Origin of the sequence: Agrobacterium sp. CCNWLW32 (genome assembly GCF_037083425.1) — a bacterium.
GTDB classification, from domain to species: Bacteria; Pseudomonadota; Alphaproteobacteria; order Rhizobiales; family Rhizobiaceae; genus Agrobacterium; species Agrobacterium radiobacter.
On the sequence record NZ_JBAOJM010000007.1, the window covers coordinates 40,399 to 60,318 of the forward strand.

At 59.9% G+C, this 19,920-nt stretch carries 20 protein-coding genes; 11 read left to right on the forward strand and 9 right to left on the reverse strand.

What is annotated here, in order from left to right; translation table 11 throughout:
- Positions 1-304: 304 nt before the first annotated feature.
- A complete protein-coding gene (locus tag V6R85_RS15955) occupies positions 305-1,198 on the reverse strand; it encodes a LysR family transcriptional regulator (RefSeq protein ID WP_035213264.1) in 894 nt (297 codons plus the stop codon).
- 125 nt (positions 1,199-1,323) lie between these two features.
- On the opposite strand from V6R85_RS15955, the gene V6R85_RS15960 reads away from it, so the two are divergent.
- From V6R85_RS15960 to V6R85_RS15970, 3 genes are read left to right on the forward strand one after another with little or no spacing between them, the layout of a single operon-like run.
- Positions 1,324-2,511, forward strand: a complete 1,188-nt coding sequence (locus V6R85_RS15960) for an MFS transporter (protein ID WP_112295885.1) — start codon at positions 1,324-1,326, stop codon at positions 2,509-2,511.
- Complete coding sequence (locus tag V6R85_RS15965) at positions 2,508-2,972, forward strand: cyclophilin-like fold protein (RefSeq protein WP_111792738.1); 465 nt, start codon at positions 2,508-2,510, stop codon at positions 2,970-2,972. The genes V6R85_RS15960 and V6R85_RS15965 overlap by 4 nt, the downstream gene beginning before the upstream one ends.
- A gap of 26 nt (positions 2,973-2,998) precedes the next feature.
- Positions 2,999-4,078, forward strand: a complete 1,080-nt coding sequence (locus V6R85_RS15970; RefSeq protein WP_112295884.1) for an alpha/beta hydrolase — start codon at positions 2,999-3,001, stop codon at positions 4,076-4,078.
- A 120-nt stretch (positions 4,079-4,198) separates the two neighbouring features.
- Here V6R85_RS15970 and V6R85_RS15975 read toward each other — a convergent pair whose 3' ends face one another.
- Positions 4,199-5,098, reverse strand: a complete 900-nt coding sequence (locus tag V6R85_RS15975; protein WP_003508348.1) for a LysR family transcriptional regulator — start codon at positions 5,096-5,098, stop codon at positions 4,199-4,201.
- Between the two features lie 119 nt (positions 5,099-5,217).
- On the opposite strand from V6R85_RS15975, the gene V6R85_RS15980 reads away from it, so the two are divergent.
- From V6R85_RS15980 to V6R85_RS16005, 6 genes are all read left to right on the forward strand, one after another.
- Positions 5,218-6,150, forward strand: a complete 933-nt coding sequence (locus V6R85_RS15980) for a VOC family protein (protein WP_080864639.1) — start codon at positions 5,218-5,220, stop codon at positions 6,148-6,150.
- Between the two features lie 143 nt (positions 6,151-6,293).
- On the forward strand, positions 6,294-6,986 hold the full coding sequence (locus V6R85_RS15985) for a hydrolase (RefSeq protein WP_087746307.1): 693 nt from the start codon (positions 6,294-6,296) through the stop codon (positions 6,984-6,986).
- Positions 6,987-7,058: 72 nt separating this feature from the next.
- A complete protein-coding gene (locus V6R85_RS15990; protein WP_087746309.1) occupies positions 7,059-7,349 on the forward strand; it encodes a XapX domain-containing protein in 291 nt (96 codons plus the stop codon).
- Positions 7,349-9,331, forward strand: a complete 1,983-nt coding sequence (locus V6R85_RS15995; protein WP_020010106.1) for an amidohydrolase — start codon at positions 7,349-7,351, stop codon at positions 9,329-9,331. The genes V6R85_RS15990 and V6R85_RS15995 overlap by 1 nt, the downstream gene beginning before the upstream one ends.
- Positions 9,332-9,539: 208 nt before the next feature.
- Positions 9,540-9,980, forward strand: a complete 441-nt coding sequence (locus V6R85_RS16000; RefSeq protein ID WP_020813628.1) for a DoxX family protein — start codon at positions 9,540-9,542, stop codon at positions 9,978-9,980.
- Complete coding sequence (locus V6R85_RS16005; RefSeq protein WP_003508354.1) at positions 9,977-11,575, forward strand: MFS transporter; 1,599 nt, start codon at positions 9,977-9,979, stop codon at positions 11,573-11,575. Before V6R85_RS16000 ends, V6R85_RS16005 begins: the two co-directional genes overlap by 4 nt.
- A 54-nt stretch (positions 11,576-11,629) precedes the next feature.
- Here V6R85_RS16005 and V6R85_RS16010 read toward each other — a convergent pair whose 3' ends face one another.
- Both V6R85_RS16010 and V6R85_RS16015 read right to left on the reverse strand, forming a co-directional pair.
- The gene (locus V6R85_RS16010; protein WP_112295883.1) at positions 11,630-12,412 is read right to left on the reverse strand and encodes a pyrroline-5-carboxylate reductase; all 783 of its coding nucleotides are present in this window, start codon (positions 12,410-12,412) and stop codon (positions 11,630-11,632) included.
- A gap of 121 nt (positions 12,413-12,533) precedes the next feature.
- Entirely contained in the window at positions 12,534-13,388 is an 855-nt protein-coding gene (locus V6R85_RS16015; RefSeq protein ID WP_003522061.1) for a LysR family transcriptional regulator, read from the reverse strand.
- Positions 13,389-13,518: 130 nt separating this feature from the next.
- On the opposite strand from V6R85_RS16015, the gene V6R85_RS16020 reads away from it, so the two are divergent.
- On the forward strand, positions 13,519-15,036 hold the full coding sequence (locus V6R85_RS16020) for an MFS transporter (RefSeq protein WP_112295882.1): 1,518 nt from the start codon (positions 13,519-13,521) through the stop codon (positions 15,034-15,036).
- A gap of 30 nt (positions 15,037-15,066) precedes the next feature.
- Here V6R85_RS16020 and V6R85_RS16025 read toward each other — a convergent pair whose 3' ends face one another.
- The 3 genes from V6R85_RS16025 to V6R85_RS16035 form a co-directional block, all read right to left on the reverse strand.
- The gene (locus V6R85_RS16025; RefSeq protein WP_112295881.1) at positions 15,067-16,020 is read right to left on the reverse strand and encodes a DUF535 family protein; all 954 of its coding nucleotides are present in this window, start codon (positions 16,018-16,020) and stop codon (positions 15,067-15,069) included.
- A gap of 151 nt (positions 16,021-16,171) precedes the next feature.
- Positions 16,172-17,329: an ATP-binding protein gene (locus V6R85_RS16030; protein WP_020813631.1), complete on the reverse strand. Its 1,158-nt coding sequence runs from the start codon at positions 17,327-17,329 to the stop codon at positions 16,172-16,174.
- Positions 17,326-18,024 carry a response regulator gene (locus V6R85_RS16035; protein ID WP_020010098.1) on the reverse strand — a complete coding sequence of 233 codons (699 nt, stop codon included), beginning with the start codon at positions 18,022-18,024 and terminating at the stop codon, positions 17,326-17,328. The genes V6R85_RS16030 and V6R85_RS16035 overlap by 4 nt, the downstream gene beginning before the upstream one ends.
- 174 nt (positions 18,025-18,198) lie before the next feature.
- On the opposite strand from V6R85_RS16035, the gene V6R85_RS16040 reads away from it, so the two are divergent.
- Positions 18,199-19,035 (forward strand): phosphatase PAP2 family protein, encoded by an 837-nt coding sequence (locus V6R85_RS16040; RefSeq protein ID WP_031234596.1) that lies wholly within the window; start codon positions 18,199-18,201, stop codon positions 19,033-19,035.
- Positions 19,036-19,122: 87 nt separating this feature from the next.
- Here V6R85_RS16040 and V6R85_RS16045 read toward each other — a convergent pair whose 3' ends face one another.
- Positions 19,123-19,407 carry a copper-binding protein gene (locus V6R85_RS16045; RefSeq protein WP_003508362.1) on the reverse strand — a complete coding sequence of 95 codons (285 nt, stop codon included), beginning with the start codon at positions 19,405-19,407 and terminating at the stop codon, positions 19,123-19,125.
- A gap of 23 nt (positions 19,408-19,430) precedes the next feature.
- A complete protein-coding gene (locus V6R85_RS16050) occupies positions 19,431-19,907 on the reverse strand; it encodes a cupredoxin domain-containing protein (protein ID WP_003508363.1) in 477 nt (158 codons plus the stop codon).
- Positions 19,908-19,920: the final 13 nt, after the last annotated feature.

Consider the following 19,920-nt stretch of genomic DNA (forward strand, 5'->3'; position numbering starts at 1 on the left):
AGCGCCCGTTTGAGCAGGCGGGAGCGCAAGGGTTTAATGTTTATTGTCGGTCAAAACGGAACAACAATTCTTGTCGCAAGCTGATTCGCTGATGTAACGGGCGTCAGCCGCAGTCAATAATTTGCTTTGTCTCCTTTATATCGGGTGCCGTGAAGTTTGTTTTTAGGGAGAGGAAGCTGTGATTTCCCGTTTCGTGGATATGGCAATGCTTTAGGCGGGCAGACGCGGGCCGCGATGATCCGCCACGAATGCCGGCCGGTTTGGGTTCAGGGCGGTTGTTCCGATAGGAGGTCAACCCTCCGTATCAGGCATGATGGCGCAGGGCGTCGATGATCACCTTCATCGCCGGAGACATCTGACGCCTGCTCGGATAATAGAGGTGATAGCCGGTGAAGGGCTCGCTCCAATTGTCCAGAACCGCCTGCAATCTCCCTTCAGCGATGTGCGCCTCGACGAGGTCTTCCGGAACGTATGCGATCCCGTAGCCTTTCATCGCGGCGTCGATCTGGGAGATCGAGGAATTGAAGCTTAGTTGTCCGTCAACCCTGACCCGCAGCTCCCGCCCGTCCTTTTCAAATTCCCAGGCGTAAAATCCACCCCAGGTTGCCTGACGTGTATTGATGCAGACATGGCCGACCAGATCCTGGGGTATGACAGGGATGCCGTGTCTGACGAAATAGTCTGGCGAAGCCACGGCTCTCAGACGCCAGTCCGGGCCGATCCGAACGGCGATCATGTCCCTGTCGACGCTCTCGCCCAGTCGCACGCCGGCGTCGAAGCGTTCCTCGACAATATTGCGCATGCCATTGTCGCTATAGAGCTCAATACGAATGTCGGGATAGTTGGACAGGACGCGGCCCAGTTTCGGCCAGACGGTTGTTTGCAGGGCGTGATCGGACAGGGTGAGGCGCAAGGTGCCTGAGGGCTTTTCGCGAAAGGCGACGAGATCCGCCAGATCCGCCTCGATCCCCTGAAATCGCGGAGCGATAGATAAAAGCAGGCGTTCGCCGGCTTCCGTCGTGGCCACGCTGCGTGTCGTCCGCGTCAGCAGGCGCACGCCCAGCCGGGCTTCAAGCTGCTTGATTGTATAGCTCAATGTCGATTGCGATGTTCCGAGCGTCGCCGCAGCCTTCGTAAAGCTCCGCTCTTTGGCAACCTCCATGAACCAGAGGAGATCCTTCATATCCTCTCGCTGCATCAAAAACCTCTGATTAATATTGAATTTCGATAAGTCCATGCGAATTAGCACGGATTGTCCGCAAAGTCGCCCGGCAATATCTTCCCGCCATCGAAAGAAACCGGGATTTTAGTGGGATCTGGCGAATGACTCTCACCTATGACGAAAAGATGGGCAGCAGACATGCGGCATGGAGCGCCGTGTTTTGCATGACGCTCTGCGCCTTCGTGTTGATCGCTTCGGAATTCATGCCCGTCAGTCTGCTGACGCCGATCGCCGCCGATCTCGGCGTTTCAGAAGGTAATACGGGGCAGGCGATCTCCATCTCCGGCATCTTTGCGGTTATCACCAGCCTGTTGATTACCGGCCTGACCCGGCGGCTGGACCGGCGCGTTGTCGTACTCGGCCTCACGGCGCTCTTGATGGTGTCCGGCATCGTGGTCACCCTTGCACCGTCTTTCCCGCTCTTGATGCTTGGCCGGGCATTGCTCGGAATCTCGATCGGCGGCTTCTGGTCGATGTCCACCGCGATCGTGATGCGTCTCGTCTCCCATGATCAGGTGCCGAAAGCACTTGCACTGCTGAATGCCGGCAACGCGGTTGCGGCAACGGTTTCCGCCCCACTTGGCAGCCTGCTGGGCGCCTATATCGGCTGGCGCGGCGCCTTCTTTCTGGTCGTGCCTATCGGCCTGCTTGCGCTCCTGTGGCAATGGATCGTCCTGCCGGAACTTCCGCCGCGCCGCGCCCTTTCATCCGCGAATGTCTTCAGGCTGCTTGGACGTCCAGCCGTCACGGCGGGCATGGTCGCGATCCTGCTGTTGTTCATGGGTCAGTTCGCACTTTTTACTTATCTGCGGCCCTTTCTCGAGCAGGTCACGCGGGTCGAAATCACGATGCTGTCGCTGCTGCTGCTGATCATGGGATTGGCGGGGGCGGTTGGAACCTGGGTCGTCGGCCGGCTGCTGCAACACCGTCTCTTCAGCATTCTTGCGATCATTCCCCTGTTGATGGCCGGTATCGCGCTCTTCATGGTCGCCTTTGGCGACGCGAAACTTCCTGTCGCAGCCGCACTTGTCGGCTGGGGTTTCGTTGGAACCGCCGCACCGGTTGGCTGGGGCACCTGGCTGAGCTGCATTCTGCCTGATGATGCCGAGACCGGCGGCGGGCTGCAGGTTGCCGTCATTCAACTGGCGATCACGGCGGGGGCCTCGGTCGGCGGCATTTTATTCGACAGTTTCGGCTGGTGGTCGGCCTTCACACTGAGCGCATTGTTGCTCTGCGGTTCCTCGCTTGCCTCTTTTGTCGCCTGGCGGCTGGCGCGGAGGCGATCGTGAATGGTCGCCCGGCGGTTTTCGCCCGACGCATCCTGCTGGCGATGGCCGCCGCCTTCATCCTGCCCGGGCGAGCTTTCAGCAAAGGCGGGCCTAACAATCAGGAGAGGACCGATTTGAAGATCAAGCTGATTTTCGCAGAAAACACGATGATAGCGACGCTCTACAACAATCCGTCAGCCCGCGATTTCGCGTCCATGCTGCCGCTCGACGTCAGGATCGCTGACTTCGGCTCCAACGAGAAGATCGCCTATCTCCCTCGAAAGCTGACGGTCGAAGGCCACGGTCCGTTCGAAAACGAGCGACCTTACGACCTTTGTTATTACATGCCCTGGGGCAATCTCGCGATGTTCTATGCCGACTACAGGCATCCCGGCCTCATCCGGCTGGGACGCTTCGATAAAGGCTATGAAGCGCTTCATATCCCCGGGGAATTTCCGCTGCGCATCGAACGCGTCCAATGAACCGAACCACAACAGGAGTTCCCAGCATGAGCAAGCCAGTTGAAACTGATGAAACCTGCAATACCGGCAGGCGCAACCTGATGAAGGCAACGGGCATCGCCGTCGCCGCAATGGGCATGGTGCCGATGGCGAGCGCGACGCAGGCTTTCGCCCAAACCTCTTCATGGGACAAGGTCTTCCCGAAGAGCGACAATGTCGATCACCAGAAGGTCTCGTTCAAGAACCGCTACGGCATTACCCTGGCAGGTGACCTCTACCTGCCAAAGAACCGCGAAAGTGCGCCTTTGGCCGCCCTTGTCATCAGCGGCCCCTTCGGTGCGGTAAAAGAACAGTCATCCGGTCTTTATGCGCAGACCATGGCGGAGCGCGGATTTGCCGCGCTGGCGTTCGATCCCTCCTATACCGGAGAAAGCGGCGGCGAGCCCCGGAACGTCGCCTCGCCGGATATCAATACCGAGGACTTCAGCGCCGCGGTGGATTACATCGGGCTGCAATCCTATGTGGATCGCGAGCGTATCGGTGTCATCGGTATCTGCGGCTGGGGCGGCATGGCGCTGAACGCTGTCGCGGCGGACAAGCGCGTGAAGGCGGTCGTGGCCAGCACCATGTATGACATGACGCGGGCCATGTCCAAAGGCTACAACGACAGCGTTACCCTCGAACAGCGCGCACAGGCGCTGGAGCAGATGAGCCGGCAGCGCTGGCAGGATGCGGAAAAGGGAAGCCCCGCCTATCAGCCGCCTTATAACGATCTCAAGGGTGGCGAAGCGCAGTTCCTGATCGACTATCACGACTACTACCGGACGCCGCGCGGCTATCATGCGCGTGCTGTCAATTCGGGTAATTCCTGGACGCAGACGACACCCCTGTCGTTCATGAACATGCCGATCCTGACCTATATCGCCGAAATATCGCCGCGCCCGGTGATGTTCATCCATGGCGAGAAAGCGCATTCCCGATATTTCAGCGAGACAGCTTTCACTGCCGCTGCCGAACCGAAGGAACTCGTGATCATTCCGGACGCCAACCATACGGACCTGTATGACCGCGCCGACAAAATCCCGTTCGACCGGATCGCCGCCTTCTTCAGCCAGCATCTGGCCTAGAGGCCCGACCATCAGAACGTTGCGGCAGCCCCGGCTATTGCCATTTCTTGCTGCCGCCACGCTAAGCCACGCATCAGGCCGACGCGCTCGTGCGCGTCGGCGGGGTCAAGGTCGCCGGCTCTAGTCCAGCATCACCATATGCGCCGGCAATTGTTCCTCGAAGAATTTCGAGAAGGTCGCGATACGGGGCGGCAGCGTCTGATAGGGCGGATAATAGAGCGTCAGCCAGAGTTCGGGCGGCGCCCAGCCGGGCAGGACATGAACGAGCCGGCCGCTATGGATATGCTCGGCGATATTAAATCCCGGCAGCATCGCCACGCCCGCGCCATCTGCCGCCATATCGGCCAGAACCTCGCCGCTATTGGCGCTGAATGCGCGGCCGGCCGAGATGGCGATGCTCGATCCGCCGTCTGACAGGACCCAGTTCTCCCGCCGGCTTTCACCGCTATAGGCAAGGCAATCGTCAGGGGTCAGTTCGCTTGGATGTTCCATCTGCGTGAAGCGGCTGCCCGGTGCCGCCACCAATATTCGCGGCACGGCCCTGATCTTGCGCCAGATGGTGAATTTGTCTGACGGGGCGGACGAGATGCGGATCGCCAGATCGTAGTCGTCATCCACGATATTGATCAGGCCGTCCGACAGGGAAATCTCGAAGCACATTTTTGGATAGAGTTCCCGGAAACCCGACAGGATCGGCGGCAGCACCGTCTTGCCAAGCCATGTCGGCGCGCTGATCCTCAGGCGCCCCTCATCGGCCTTATGGGCGTTGCGGACATCGCGCCGGGCGTTCTCAAGCGCCTCGACCGCCGGCTGGATCTGTGCGGCGAAGATGGCGCCGTCCGTCGTCAAGGAAACCTGTCGGGTGGTGCGGACAAACAACTGCACACCGAGATCGTCTTCAAGCGCGGCAATCGCACGGGTGACGGCAGCCGCCGTCATGCCCAGTTCACGGGCGACCTGCGCGAAGTTGCGCTTTTCGGCCGCCATCAGAAAGGTTTTCAGAGCTTTATGGTCGTTCATCTCTATTATTTCAAAAATCGCAATTCATTCGAGAGAAATATTGCAATTCCGCGATGCAATCAAGCGGGTTACATCTCTGTCCATCGAAACGGACACACCAACAACGAAAGGCGCCGCCGATGATCAAGGATATCAAGGGCCTGCACCACGTCACCTCGATGGCGTCGGATGCGCGGCAGAACAACAGTTTCTTCACCGATACGCTCGGCCTGCGCCGGGTCAAGAAAACCGTCAACTTTGACGAACCCAGCGTCTATCACCTTTATTACGGCGACGAAAATGGCACGCCCGGCACGGTCATGACCTATTTTCCCTTCGCCAACATGATGGCCGGCCGTCCCGGCGTCGGCGAGGTGGGCGAGACGCAGTTTTCCATCCCGAAGGGTTCGCTGGGCTTCTGGAAAGAGCGCCTGCTTGCCAAAGGCGCCGCCGGCCTTCAGGCCGACACGGTTTTCGGCGCCGAGCGCCTGCGCTTCACCGGTCCCGATGGCGATGGACTTGCGCTGATCGAAACGGAGAATGATGCCCGCGCCCCCTGGCTGGCCGAGGGTATTTCCGAAGACAGCGCCATACGGGGCTTCACCGGCGCGCGCTTCAATCTGAACGACACGGCCGCGACTGAGGAACTCCTTCGTTTCATGGGCTATGAACGGGCTGATGCTGAAGGCAATGTGACGCGCTTCATCATTCCCGGCGGCAACGGGGCCGACACGATCGATCTTGCGGCCCTGCCGAAGACGCCCTTTGCCCGTCCGGGGGCAGGTTCGGTCCACCATATCGCTTTCGCAGTCGAAAACCGCGAAAAGCAGCTGGAAGTGCGCAAGGCGCTGATGGATACGGGCTATCAGGTCACCCCCGTCATCGACCGCGATTATTTCTGGGCGATCTATTTCCGCACGCCGGGCGGCATTCTGTTCGAAGTCGCCACCAATGAACCCGGTTTCGACCGTGACGAGGATACCGCGCATCTGGGCGAAGCGCTCAAGCTGCCGAGCCGCTACGAGCCTTTCCGCAACCAGATCGAGGCCAACCTCGCTCCCCTTGCGGCATAAAGCGGGTCTCTGATCCGCGTCCACTGACCAAAACAGATTTATACTTTTCAAGACGGCTGCCCCTGCCGGGCAGCCGACCGGCGAAGCCTTCCTAGTTTCCACCGCCGTAGATCGGCAATCACCACCTGAACGGAGAACTGAAAATGTCCAAGCTCGAAGTCCTTACCCCCGCCAACAGCCAGCTCATCTTCATCGACCAGCAGCCGCAGATGGCTTTCGGTGTGCAGTCGATCGATCGCCAGACCCTGAAGAACAATGTCGTCGGCCTCGCCAAGGCGGCAAAGATTTTCAACATCCCGACGACCATCACCACGGTTGAAACGGAAAGCTTCTCCGGTAACACCTTCCCGGAACTGCTCGCGGTTTTCCCGGAAAACGACATTCTCGAGCGTACCTCGATGAATTCCTGGGACGACCAGAATGTCCGCGATGCGCTGGCGAAGAACGCCGCTGGTGGCCGCAGGAAGATCGTCGTCTCCGGCCTGTGGACGGAAGTCTGCAACACCACCTTCGCACTCTCGGCGCTCCATGATGTCGCGGATTACGAGATCTACATGGTGGCGGACGCCTCCGGCGGCACCTCTCTCGACGCGCATAAATATGCCATGGACCGCATGGTGCAGGCCGGCATCATTCCCGTGACCTGGCAGCAGGTGCTGCTCGAATGGCAGCGCGACTGGGCACGCAAGGAAACCTATGACGCCGTCACCGCACTGGTGAAGGAACATTCCGGCGCCTACGGTATGGGCATCGATTATGCCGTCACCCATGTCCACGGCGGTGCCGAGCGCGTCAAGCACGGCAAGCGCATCGGCCCCAACCCGGCCAAGAAATAAGCTTTCAACCACGCCGCGCCGGCAGGATCGTCATCCAGTCCGGTGCGGCTTTTACCCATCGAGGAGGTTTCGATGAAAGTCTATCTTCTGTCCCTTGGCGCCGGTCTGCTGGTCGGCATCGTTTACAGCCTGCTCAATGTGCGTTCTCCCGCACCACCCGTCATCGCTCTCGTCGGTCTGCTCGGCATATTGGTTGGAGAGCAGATCATCCCTTTCGCGAAGACGATCGTCGGTAAGGAACCGGCCGCCGTTTCGTGGATCAACCAGATCAAGCCGCATATGTTCGGCCATATGCCGAAGGGTGGCGCTGAAACAACTGGCCTTGCCGAGGTCAAACAGCCTATCAACCGGGAGAGAAGCTGATGCCGACACGACGCACCTTTCTTGGCGCGGCTTCGAGCCTTGCCTTTCCGAATCTGTTTTCACCGGCTAAGGCCGCTGATCTCATCAAGACCGGAGGTTCTTCCATGCATCCAGATACGATCCTTCACAACGGCCGCGTCACGACGCTCGATCGCGGCAATCCGAATGCAACGGCAGTGGCCATCAAGGATGGCCTGTTCCTGGAAGTGGGAAGCGATGCCGAGGTCATGGCCCTTGCCGGGCCGGATACGAAGATCGTCGACCTGAAGGGCAAGCGGGTTCTGCCCGGCCTGATCGACAATCATACCCACGTCGTGCGCGGCGGCCTGAACTTCAACATGGAACTGCGCTGGGATGGCGTGCGCTCGCTTGCCGATGCCATGGACATGCTGAAGCGTCAGGTGGCTATTACCCCGGCCCCGCAATGGGTGCGGGTCGTGGGCGGTTTCACCGAGCATCAATTCGTTGAAAAGCGCCTGCCGACCATCGAGGAAATCAATGCGGTGGCGCCGGATACGCCGGTCTTCCTGCTGCATCTCTACGACCGGGCGCTGCTGAACGGCGCAGCGCTTCGTGCCGTCGGTTACACCAAGGATACGCCGAACCCGCCCGGCGGCGAGATCACCCGCGATGCGAACGGCAATCCGACCGGCCTGCTGCTCGCCAAGCCGAATGCCGGCATCCTCTATTCGACGCTCGCCAAGGGGCCGAAGCTGCCTCTCGATTATCAGGTCAATTCCACCCGCCACTTCATGCGCGAGCTGAACAGGCTGGGTGTGACCGGCGTGATCGACGCGGGCGGCGGCTTCCAGAATTACCCTGATGATTACGAAGTGATCCAGAAGCTGTCGGATGAGAACCAGATGACGGTTCGGCTGGCCTACAACCTCTTCACCCAGAAGCCGAAGCAGGAGAAGGAGGACTTCCTCAACTGGACGTCATCGGTCAAATACAAGCAGGGTAACGACTACTTCCGGCACAATGGTGCAGGCGAAATGCTGGTCTTTTCCGCTGCCGATTTCGAGGATTTCCGCCAGCCACGGCCGGACATGCCGCCGGAAATGGAAGGCGAGCTTGAAGACGTTGTCCGGATTCTGGCGGAAAACCGCTGGCCCTGGCGTCTGCACGCCACCTATGACGAGACCATTTCGCGGGCGCTGGATGTCTTCGAAAAGGTCAACCGGGATATCCCGCTCGAAGGGTTGAACTGGTTTTTCGATCATGCCGAAACCATCTCCGACCGCTCGATCGACCGCATCGCCGCGCTTGGCGGCGGCATCGCAACCCAGCACCGCATGGCCTATCAGGGCGAATATTTCGTTGAACGGTATGGCCAGGGCGTGGCGGAGGCCACACCGCCGATTGCGCGGATGCTGGAAAAGGGCGTGAACGTTTCGGCCGGTACGGATGCAACACGCGTCGCCTCCTATAATCCGTGGGTGTCGCTGTTCTGGATGGTGACGGGCAAGACGGTGGGCGGCATGCAGCTTTATCCGCGCGCCAACTGCCTCGACCGCGAGACGGCGCTGCGCATGTGGACCGAAAAAGTCACCTGGTTCTCCAACGAGGAAGGCAAGAAGGGCCGCATCGAAAAAGGCCAGTTCGCCGATCTCGTGGTGCCGGACAAGGATTATTTCTCCTGCGCGGAGGATGAAATCTCCTTCCTTACCTCCGAACTGACCATGGTCGGCGGCAAGATCGTCTATGGCGCCGGCGACTTCAGGACGCTTGATGAAAGCAATATTCCGCCGGCGATGCCCGACTGGTCGCCTGTGCGAACCTTCGGCGGTTATGCCGCCTGGGGTGAGCCGCAGGGTGCCGGAAAGAACTCGCTCAGACGGGCGGCGATCTCGTCCTGCGGCTGTGCCAGTGATTGCGGTGTGCATGGTCACGACCATGCCGGCGCATGGACGTCGAAACTGCCGATTGCCGATCTGAAGGGCTTTTTCGGCGCTCTCGGCTGCTCCTGCTGGGCGGTCTGAGGCTGATTGGCAAGATAAATCCAACGGGCAGTGGATTGCCGCTGCCCGTTGTCTGCGAAAGATCCGGCGATAAAAAGAATATTACAAAATTCGCAATTATATAGAAACTATTGATGCAATTGTTGGCGGTAATCCTTTGCGCCAATATCGCTCCATCACATGAACGCAGCGCCGCTCGAACCGACCGGCCAGATCGCAGGAGCAAAAAATGACCGAGCCATCTTCAACCCTTCGCCTTCGCGGCTTCCTCGCAAATGTCGTTGCCGCCCCCGCCACAAAGACCCTTGCGCTTCTGGCGCTTTGCTCGGCCTATATTCAGGGGCCGCTGACCAAGATCTTCGACTTCCCCGGCGCGATCGCCGAGATGAACCATTTTGGCCTTCAGCCGGCGGCCGCATTCGCCGTCGTCGTCATCCTGTTCGAACTCACCGCCTCCGCATTGGTGGTGTCGGGCTTCCTGCGTTGGGCCGGTGCTCTGGCACTTGCGGGCTTCACGCTTCTGGCCACCTTCATCGCTCTTCGCTTCTGGGAAATGGCGCCCGGCATGGACCGCATGATGGCCACCAACGCCTTCTTCGAGCATCTTGGCCTTGCCGGCGCCTTCATCATCGTCGCCGCAATCGATCTCACGAAAGGAACAGGCAAATGAGTGCCGCAAAATCCTCGGCGAGCAGCTTTGCTCCTCTTGCGCAACCAGTTTTCGCCGTCCTCTGGGCCGCGACGGTGCTCGGCAATACCGGCAGTTTCATGCGTGATGTCGCCAGTTCATGGCTGATGACCGATCTTTCGGCCTCGCCGGCGGCCGTCGCCATGGTTCAGGCGGCAGGGACGCTGCCGATCTTTCTTCTGGCAATTCCGGCCGGCGTGCTGACCGATATTCTCGACCGCCGCAAATTCCTGATCGCCGTGCAGCTGTTGCTGGCCTCCGTCAGCGTCACCCTCATGGTTCTGGCCCAAACCGGCCTGTTGTCCGTCAGCGCGCTGATCGGTCTCACCTTCCTCGGCGGCATCGGCGCCGCGCTGATGGGCCCGACCTGGCAGGCCATCGTGCCGGAGCTGGTGAAACGTGAGGATATCAAGAGCGCCGTGGCGCTGAACTCGCTCGGCATCAACATCGCCCGTTCCATCGGCCCGGCCGCCGGCGGCATCCTGCTCGCGGCCTTCGGGGCGGCCTTTACCTATGGCGCTGATGTCGCCAGCTATTTCGTGGTTATCGCCGCCCTTCTGTGGTGGCCACGGGCAAAGAACGCCAATGATGCACTGGCGGAAGGTTTCTTCGGCGCATTCCGGGCGGGCCTTCGTTATACCCGCGCCAGCAAGCCGCTGCATGTCGTCCTGCTGCGGGCAGCGATCTTCTTTGCATTCGCCAGTGCTGTCTGGGCACTGCTCCCTCTGGTCGCCCGGCAACTGCTCGGTGGAGATGCGAGCTTCTACGGTATCCTGCTCGGTGCCGTCGGTGCCGGCGCCATCTGCGGCGCGCTGGTCATGCCGAAGCTGCGCGAACGTTTCGATGCCGATGCCCTGTTGCTGGGTGCGGCTCTCACGACTGCGCTCGTCATGGCTGGACTGTCCTTCGCACCGCCAAAGTGGCTTGCCATCATCATCCTGCTGTTCCTCGGTGGCGCATGGATCACGGCGCTGACGACGCTGAATGGCGCAGCCCAGGCAGTTCTGCCGAACTGGGTGCGTGGCCGTGGCCTTGCCGTTTATCTCACCGTCTTCAATGGCGCGATGACGGCCGGCAGCCTTGGCTGGGGTGCTGTTGGTGAAGCCACAGGCGTGCCGGGTGCGTTGCTGATCGGCGCTGCGGGATTGCTGGTTGCGGGCCTCGTCATGCACCGTCTGAAACTGCCTGCGGGCGATGCGGATATGGTGCCGTCCAACCATTGGCCCGAACCGCTCGTTGCCGAGCCGGTGGCTCATGATCGCGGCCCGGTTCTGATCCTGATCGAATATAATGTCGAAAAGCATCACCGTTCCGATTTCCTGCATGCGCTGGACGAACTCTCCCAGGAACGTCGCCGCGATGGCGCCTATGGCTGGGGCGTGACGGAAGACTCCGCCGATCCGCAGAAGATTGTCGAATGGTTCATGGTGGAATCCTGGGCTGAACATCTGCGCCAGCACAAGCGGGTTTCCCATGCCGACGCGGATTTGCAGGGCAAGGTGCTGGCTTACCATTCCGGACTGGAAAAGCCTGTCGTGCGGCACTTCCTAACAATCAACCGTCCGGGGAAGGCATAAGACAGAAAGGGGCCGAAAGGCCCCTTTTTTGTTGTTGCCGTTGCACCTGTCCGGCTATTGCGTAATCCGCTCCAGCACGCGGCTCAATGCGTCTTTCAGCGCCCCTGAGCCGCCCTTGCCGTCGAAGTCCAGCAGCACCTGCTCGTTGAGGCCGCCTTTTGTCGCGAATTCACGGCTGATCCCGTTGAAATCCGCCTTGCTTCCAGCAAGCACCGCCACCTCGGAGAGGCCGGCGAAGAGGGGGGCAAGATAAGCGCGCGCCTTTTCTTCCGGCAGACCATTCTCGGCCAGCCATTCGGTCGTGGTCTGCATGATGCCGAAATAGGTGGCCATCAGAGCGCTGGCCGCGGCCAGAAGGTCGTATTCCGCCTTGGTCTCGCATTCCACCGCATTGCCGAGCACGTTGAAGATTGCGGCAGTATCTGTATCGGCGGGATAGATGGCGGTGACGCCCTTGCGCCGGGCGACGAAGGGTAGCGGGATCGCCTGGGTGAGACGCACATCCGCGCCGATCCAGTCCAGGAGCGACTCGCGGCTGGTTGCCGCCACGACGCTGATGACCTTCTGCCCGTCGCGGAACCGGAGAGGCCGGATGACCTCTTCGGCGATCTGCGGACGGATCGCGAGCATGACGGTATCGCAGCCATCGACGATCGCCTGATTGTCGCCGGAGATGATCACCTGCGGAAAATCGACTGCAAGCCTGGCCGAGATATCCGCGCTGCGCTGGGACACCATGACATGCGGCAAGGCGGTAGGCCTGGCGAGCAGGCCGCGCACCATCGCATCCGTGATGGCACCCGTTCCGATAAAGCCGATTTTCTGGGGAAGGGACATGAGGGGACTCCACTGCAGCGATTGGACCGAGAGAGACATCGGCCGGGTCATTTTCGCCCGATGCTAGATTTTCCGCCGGTAGTTGTCGACAAGCGGACGGTGTCAATCTGCGTGATCATGGTCACGATCCCGGCCGATGCTCGCGAAAGGCGGCGGCGAGCGTGCGTAACGCCTCCCGGGATCTGCTGTCCGTCAGGGTCGAGAACATGATGATTTCGGTAGAGGGCAGGGGTGGCAGGCCAAAACGCTGGCTGACCTCCACCGTGCCGGGTGGTGCAAGACGGGAGGAGAAGGCGGAAACCGCAAGCCCGGCCGAGACGGCTGCCGTCACCATCGACGATGTGCCGCCAAGAAACACCTCCGTCCACGCAATCGCCGCCGCATCCAGGGCGCGGGTGGCTATGTCACGCACACCACAGGCGGGTGAGAGCGCCGCCAGCCGCAGCGGTTCACCCTGACGGTGTTCGAATTGCGGGGTTGCATACCAGCCGAAATGTTCCGGTCCCAGCACCTCGCCGTCGCGCCGGTCGTCCTCGCGGCGGATGATTGCCGCATCGATCTCTCCGCGGTCGAAGGCATCTAGCAGGGATCGGGAATGATCCATCCGCACTTCAATCGTAAGCCCGGGGTCGTGGTCGTTGAGACGTGCAAGAAGGGTCGGAACCTCCGGTCCCGCCACATGGGCGGCAATACCAAGGCCGAAACGGCGGCGCGGCGAGGAAAGCCCTGCAAGAGCCCGATCATGCGCGGCGAGAAACTCGCGGGCGGGTGCCAGAAATACCGCACCCTGTGCGGATAGCCGCACGGAGCGGGGTGTGCGTTCGAGCAGCCGCTGGCCGAGCCTGTCCTCCAGCCGTTTGAGCTTGACGCTGATGGCGCCCTGGGTGGTGCCGAGCGCTTCGGCAGCGCGGGTGAAGCTCTGCATATCAGCGATGGTGACGAAGGCCTCGACGGCCTCAACATCCAGCGTGCTCATGTCGATTATTCCGATTTGTTGTCTCTGAAATAGCCAATCATCCAATTCAGTTATGGTCAAGCTTTGTCTAGCCTGCCTCCTCCACAGATCGGTTTTCGCCATTGCGCGCCGACCCATGAAAGGCTGAAGAATGACCCTTGCCGTTACCGCACCAGCGGGCAGCAGAAGCGCCACGGCGCTCGCTGCCGTCTGTCTCTCCGCCCTGATGTTCGGACTGGAAATTTCCAGCGTTCCGGCGATCCTGCCAACACTCGAACAGGTGCTGCACGCGGATTTCCGGCAGCTTCAGTGGATCATGAATGCCTATACGATCGGCGTGACGATGGTGCTGATGGCGACGGGCGCGCTGGCCGATCGCTTCGGCCGCAAACGTGTCTTCATCGCCAGCATCGCCGCTTTCTCGCTGTCCTCTCTCGCCTGCGGAATGACGGAAAACGTCTCGGTGCTGATCGGCGCGCGTTTCCTGCAGGGACTGAGCGGCGGGGCGATGCTGGTGTGCCAGATCGCCATCCTGTCGCATCAGTTCCGCACGGCCCGTGAACGCGGCATGGCGTTCGGCTGGTGGGGCATCGTCTCGGGCGTGGGGCTGGGTTTCGGCCCGATCATCGGCGGCGCCATCGTTGCGCTGTGGAGCTGGGAATGGGTGTTCCTCGTTCACGTCGCGCTTGGCGTGGGAACATGGCTGCTCGCCGCCGGTGGTGTGGGAGAATCGCGAGATCCGGAAGCGGCGCGTCTCGATATTGCCGGCATGGTCACGCTCTCGGTTGCCGTTTTTTGCCTTGCCTTTTTCATCACGCAGGGACCCGAACTCGGTTTTGTGGGCCCGGCGGCGCTTCTGATCCTTGGCGTCTCGGTTGCGAGCTTCATCGCCTTCGTGTTCGCTGAAAAGCTCAACACGCGACCGATGTTCGACTTCTCCGTCTTCCGCATCCGGCCTTTTTCCGGGGCGATCATCGGTTCGGCGGCGATGAACATCAGCTTCTGGCCGTTCATGATCTATCTGCCGATCTGGTTTCAGGCAGGCCTCGGTTATGACAGCGTCACCGCCGGCCTCGGCCTGCTTGCCTATACGCTGCCGGCGCTGGTGGTGCCGCCTTTGGCGGAGCGCCTGTCGTTGCGTTACCAGCCGCGCCTCGTCATACCGGCCGGACTGTTCATCATCGGCCTCGGTTTCATGTTGATGAAATTGGGAAGCGGCATCGAAAATGCGAGCTGGCTCACCATGCTGCCCGGCTGCATCCTTGCCGGTATCGGGCTCGGACTGACCAATACGCCTGTTACCAACACCACCACAGGGGCGGTTTCCCCCGCCCGTTCCGGCATGGCTTCGGGTATCGACATGAGCGCGCGCATGATCTCGCTCGCCATCAACATCCCGATCATGGGCTTTATTCTGGTCGAGGGCGTCCGGGCTTCGCTTCGGGCAAACCTGCCAACAGGTGCTGACATCAATGCGTTGCAGTCGCTTGCGGAAAAGATCGCGGCGGGCACCGCCGGCGCGGCGCAGGGTGTTTCGGAAGAGCTCATCCATCAGGCGCTTGCGGACGGTTTTGGTCTGGTCATGCTTTATGCCGGCATCAGCGTCTGGCTCCTTGCCGCCATCAGTTTCATGATCTTCGGTCCGGCGCGAAAACCTGCCCATGGTTAGCGCGAAGTCCCAGGCAACCTGGGACGAGCCTCAGCCGCTTTCGTTTACTCCGGCCTCGGCAAGACGTTTGCCGAGGCTGAAAAAAGAGGACTTCATTTGGCTGCGTTTATCTCCACCCTCAAGGTTGGAGAAGGGCACCTTGAAACCGAATATTTCATCCGGCTCGCCAGAGCGTTCCCGCCAGAATGCATCGATGTCCGAAACCATCATTTTTTGCCGTCGGGCGCGCCGGTAACGGATGGGGTGTCTGGAGTGGGCGACAGCGAAATAGTCATGTGCATCCTCACCGGCGAGACCTTGCAGAACCATCAGTGCAGCCTCCTTGGGACGAAGTCCCGAGAGATCGCGCGTCATCGACACCATTTGTTCCTTCGCGGCGCGCGGACCCTGCATGCCGCCAACGACAATCGTGTGGTTCTGTGTTTCGCACCCTTCCACGAAAGTAAACGTTGCCGTCCACAGAACGGTGTTGTCATGGCTATCCATGAGTCTGATGGAAAACGCACCCTCGTGTCGGCCGCCGCAACAATCCGCCAAGGCCAGTATGCATCGATATTCATCGTTCCGGCCGCAAACGGTGCCCATATCAATGGTTTTTCCCGCCCACAGCCCGGCCATCACGCTCCTGGAAAAATGCCGGTCCGCAATTGCGAAATTATCCATGAGAAAAGCCAGCCGTCTCTTCTGGGAAACTTTATTGATAAGAAGTTTCGACAGGGGTTTCTGGAGAAGGTCGTCATGCGGGAGCGGTAATTTTCGCTCTGTTGAAAAATCCGCCAGAAACCGCCACCACCGAAAGGTGACCAATGGATTGATCGCAAAACGCAGCCAGAAAAGGACCGCCCGCTTCCAGTAGGCGCGTCGGGCAAAGGTCATAATTCTCCAGAGCAACAAAAAACGGGGTGTTTCCGAAACTGTCTCGGCCACATCATCCGTGACCGGGAGTTTCTCTGCCAGAACGGCAGCATCTTGAATGCGCGACATAAATGGGCTTCCGGCAGAACATGGTGTTCAGCCGGGGCATGCGCCGGAATTGTCAAGATTCTGTCGAGAAACAGCCTGTCCCATGTGAAGACCGGTTCGTCGCCTCAGCGCAAAAACAAGCAACCGCAAAGAGACGGTTGGCCGGGATATTTTAGGAGGCTTCCCCGAAGACAATCGTCACGATAGTTCCGCCATCCGGCCGCGCCTTTATCTGGAGATCGCTGTCATGCGCCCGTGCGATTGCGCGGGCAATCGACAGGCCGAGACCTGTGCCACCGGTTTTGCGCGCGCGCGACGGTTCCGTCCGCCAGAAGAGTTCGATGCCGTGCGCCTCGACGCCAGCGGGAAAGCCCGGCCCCTTATCCTCGATCGCGACAAAGGCGCGCCCGTCCTGAACCCCGGTCGAACAACGCAGAAACCCGCCGCTCGCCGCGTAGCGGCGCACATTATCCATCAGAATCAGCAGAAGCTGCCGAAGGCGTTGTCGATCGCCGCAAACGGGTGCGGGCTCCAGCGACATATTGAGATCAATGCCGACCTCATCCATCAGTGGCCGGGCCGCTTCAGCCACCGCCGCGCATTCGGCGGCAAGATCAAGCGGTTCGGTGTCTTTGACGAGACTGTTGGTTTCCGCCAGCGAAAGTGTGCGCAAATCGTCAACAAGACGCGCCAGTCCCTCAACATGGACGATGAGGTGGCGAATGGCTTGCTTGTCGAGGGGAAAGACATCATCCGCGATGCCGTGCAAACGGCCCCGCAGGATCGTGAGTGGGGTGCGCAGCTCGTGGGCCACTGCCATCGTGTTGAACTTCAGCCGGCGTTCCATCATCTGAAGTTCCCGCGTCAGAGTCTCGAAACTGTCGACCAGAAATGCGACTTCGGTGATGGGGCTCGCCTTGATCTTTGCGCCGCCGCTGAAGTTGCCGGTCGCCATGCGCCGCGCGGCATCAGCAAGTTCGCCGAGAGGTGCGGCAATGCGCCGAGATATGAAATAACCAAGCAAGCTGCACAGGAAGACACCGAGCAATCCGAAGACGAACACCGATTTGATAAGCTCGTTATCTGCCTGATCTTCCAGGCCCGGCAAAACCTCGACAAGGGCTTGAAGTTGGCGTTGATCCGGCATCATGCCCAGGTCGATATCCGAGAAGGCCTTGGCGGCATCGGGCGACAGCTGGGCGATGATGCGCTCCTCAATGTTGTCCGCATACCAGGAAACGCCGAAATAGACCAAAGCAACGGCAAAGATGAGCATCGTGGTGATGGTGATCGCCGTCATCGTGCGCAGGCGGAGTCGCCAGGGCTTCATGGTTTTTGCTCCCCGGCCAGCCGATAACCGACGCTGCGCACCGAGACCAGATAACCGCAGGCGCCATGATCCGTCAGTTTCTTGCGCAGATTGGCGATATGTGTGTCGATGGTGCGCGCCAGCGCATCGCTTTCCGGCAGGCAGGCGTCGAGAATGTCGGCGCGCTGAAAGGCGTGGGTGGGACGGCGCGTCATATGGGCGAGGATCCGGAACTCGCTCAGCGTCAGGGGCAGAACGGCCCGCTCTCCACCATGGCAGACGGCCGCAACATAAGCTTCGGTGTCCACTTCGATGGCCCCGAAGCGCAAAACCCCGCCGGAGCCTGGCTGTCGCGTGCGTTTCAGCACGGCATTCACCCGGGCGATCAACTCATGCGGGTTGAAAGGTTTGACGATGTAATCGTCAGCGCCGAGGCGAAGGCCGGTCAGCTTGTCCATATCCTCCGCAAGAGAGGTGACCATGATGACGGGCGTTTCCCGTTCCCGCCGGATGCGGTTCAGCACCTCGATGCCATCGAATTTCGGCAGGCGGATGTCGAGGAGAACCAGATCCGGCCTCAACATGGAGAAATGGGTCAGCGCCGTTTCTCCATCGCTGGCTCTGACGGTTCTGTATCCTTCGCGAATGAGATAGGCGTCCAGAATCTGAATGATATCAGGGTCGTCTTCGACGATCAGAATAAGCCCTTTGTCCATGCTGAACCCGCAAATTTATTCATATATAGGCTGTGGTGGTGGCGGGACGCTAAGCGGATGCGAAACGTCGGGCAAGAGCCTCTATCCTCTAATAAAGCCAATGCGCACCGCTTTCCTTGCAGTCTTGTGTCTTTCTCCGCAATGCCTTGACATTTCTGCGGAAGAGAACTGGTCATGCACCAGTCTCTCGCCAGTAAAACCCACCAAAAGAAGCGGAATTGGACCCGGCGGTCGAAATTTCGCGCAAACGCCGTCTTTGTCGTCCGTCAGGCATTTGCGAGTGCTTCCGGCAGCCCCTCTCTGCAGGCTCTGCTGGTCGCCTTTGCGATGATGATCGTCTTTACGATCAGGCCGGATATCGATCTTGAAGTGAGCCGGCAATTCTGGGCGGGCGGTTTCACCCTCGGTGAGGACGAGTTCCTGATTGCCGTCCGTGATCTGAACCGCATGCTTCCGGCGGTCTTGTTATCAGGACTTGCGGGCATGCTTTTCGCCATGCCATTTTCGCGCGGCTTGCCGCGGCTTTTGCCGCCACATAAGCTACTGTTTATTATGGTATTTTTTGCTATTGGACCAGGAGCCACGGTGCATGCCCTGAAAAACCTGTTCGGCAGGGCAAGGCCGCGGCATCTCGCAGAGTTCGGGGGAGAGCTGGTTTTTACGCCGGTTCTTTCCCTCAATGGCAGCTGCGCCCGAAACTGCTCTTTTCCTTCCGGTGAAAGTGCTTCCGCAGTCGCCCTCCTGGCCTTCATCATCCTCCTGCCAGAGAAATTTCGCCTGATAGGCACCGCAATACTGGCGCCGTTTATCGTGATTGTCTCCCTGAACAGGGTGGCGATGGGGGCTCACTTCCTCTCCGATGTCCTGATTGCATGGCCCTTGATGCTCGTGGTGTTCCTTCTGCTCCAACGGCCGTTCATGAACAATCGGCAGGCGATAGACGCGGCCTTCTCGCCCAAGGTCGGCGGGTCGCGGCCCGCCGTAGGACCAAGGCCATTTGCCGAACACTAGAGTTCGCAGGACGTCCTGACACCAATACAGAAAGGGCAGCGGAAAACCGCTGCCCTTTCTGTTTCTTTTGGACCGGCTGCTGAGGCCTTATTTCACCTGTGCGACGACAAGCTTGCCTTCGGCGCGTTCTGCAATGAACTCGATATTGGCGCCTTCCTTGAGCCTGGCGAGGAGCGCATCGTCCTTGACGCGGAACACCATCGTCATGGCCGGCATGTCGAGGTTCTTCAGTTCTTCATGGATGATGGTGACCTTTTTGGCCGCAGCATCAACCTTCTTGACCGTTCCCTTGGTGAATTCCTCTGCGAATGCACTGAGGGGAGCGGTGAGCAGGAGTGCTGCTGCGACGGTGATTTTAACGATGGTCTTCATGGTCATATTCCTTTGTTGCTGGATTATTTTGCAGAAACTTTGAGATCGCCGCGCATGCCGGCCTCGTAATGTCCGGGTTTCAGGCAGGCGAATTCGAACATGCCGTCATTGGTGAATTTCCAGACGATTTCGCCGCTCTCGCCCGGCGCGAGGCTGATCGCGTTCGGATTGTCGTGTTCCATCTCCGGCGCCTTCTCCATGGCGGCCTTGTGCTCCAGATTGGCCTTCTGTTCATCGAGAATGAATTCATGGTCCAGTTCGCCGACATTCTTCACGACAAAGCGAACCGTCTTACCCTTCTTGAATTCGAACTTGGCGGGCGTGAACAGCATCTTGCCGTCGGGCGTTTCCTTCATCGTCACCTGAATGGTCTGGGTCACCTTGGCCTTGTCGCCGGGTTCGCCGATCGCCATCGCTGCATGGCCGCCGCCGTGGGTGCCCGATGCCAGGGCAGGCGTGGCGAGAGCGGTGAGAAGCAGTGCAAGTTTCAATTTGGTCATTCTGTATGTTCCT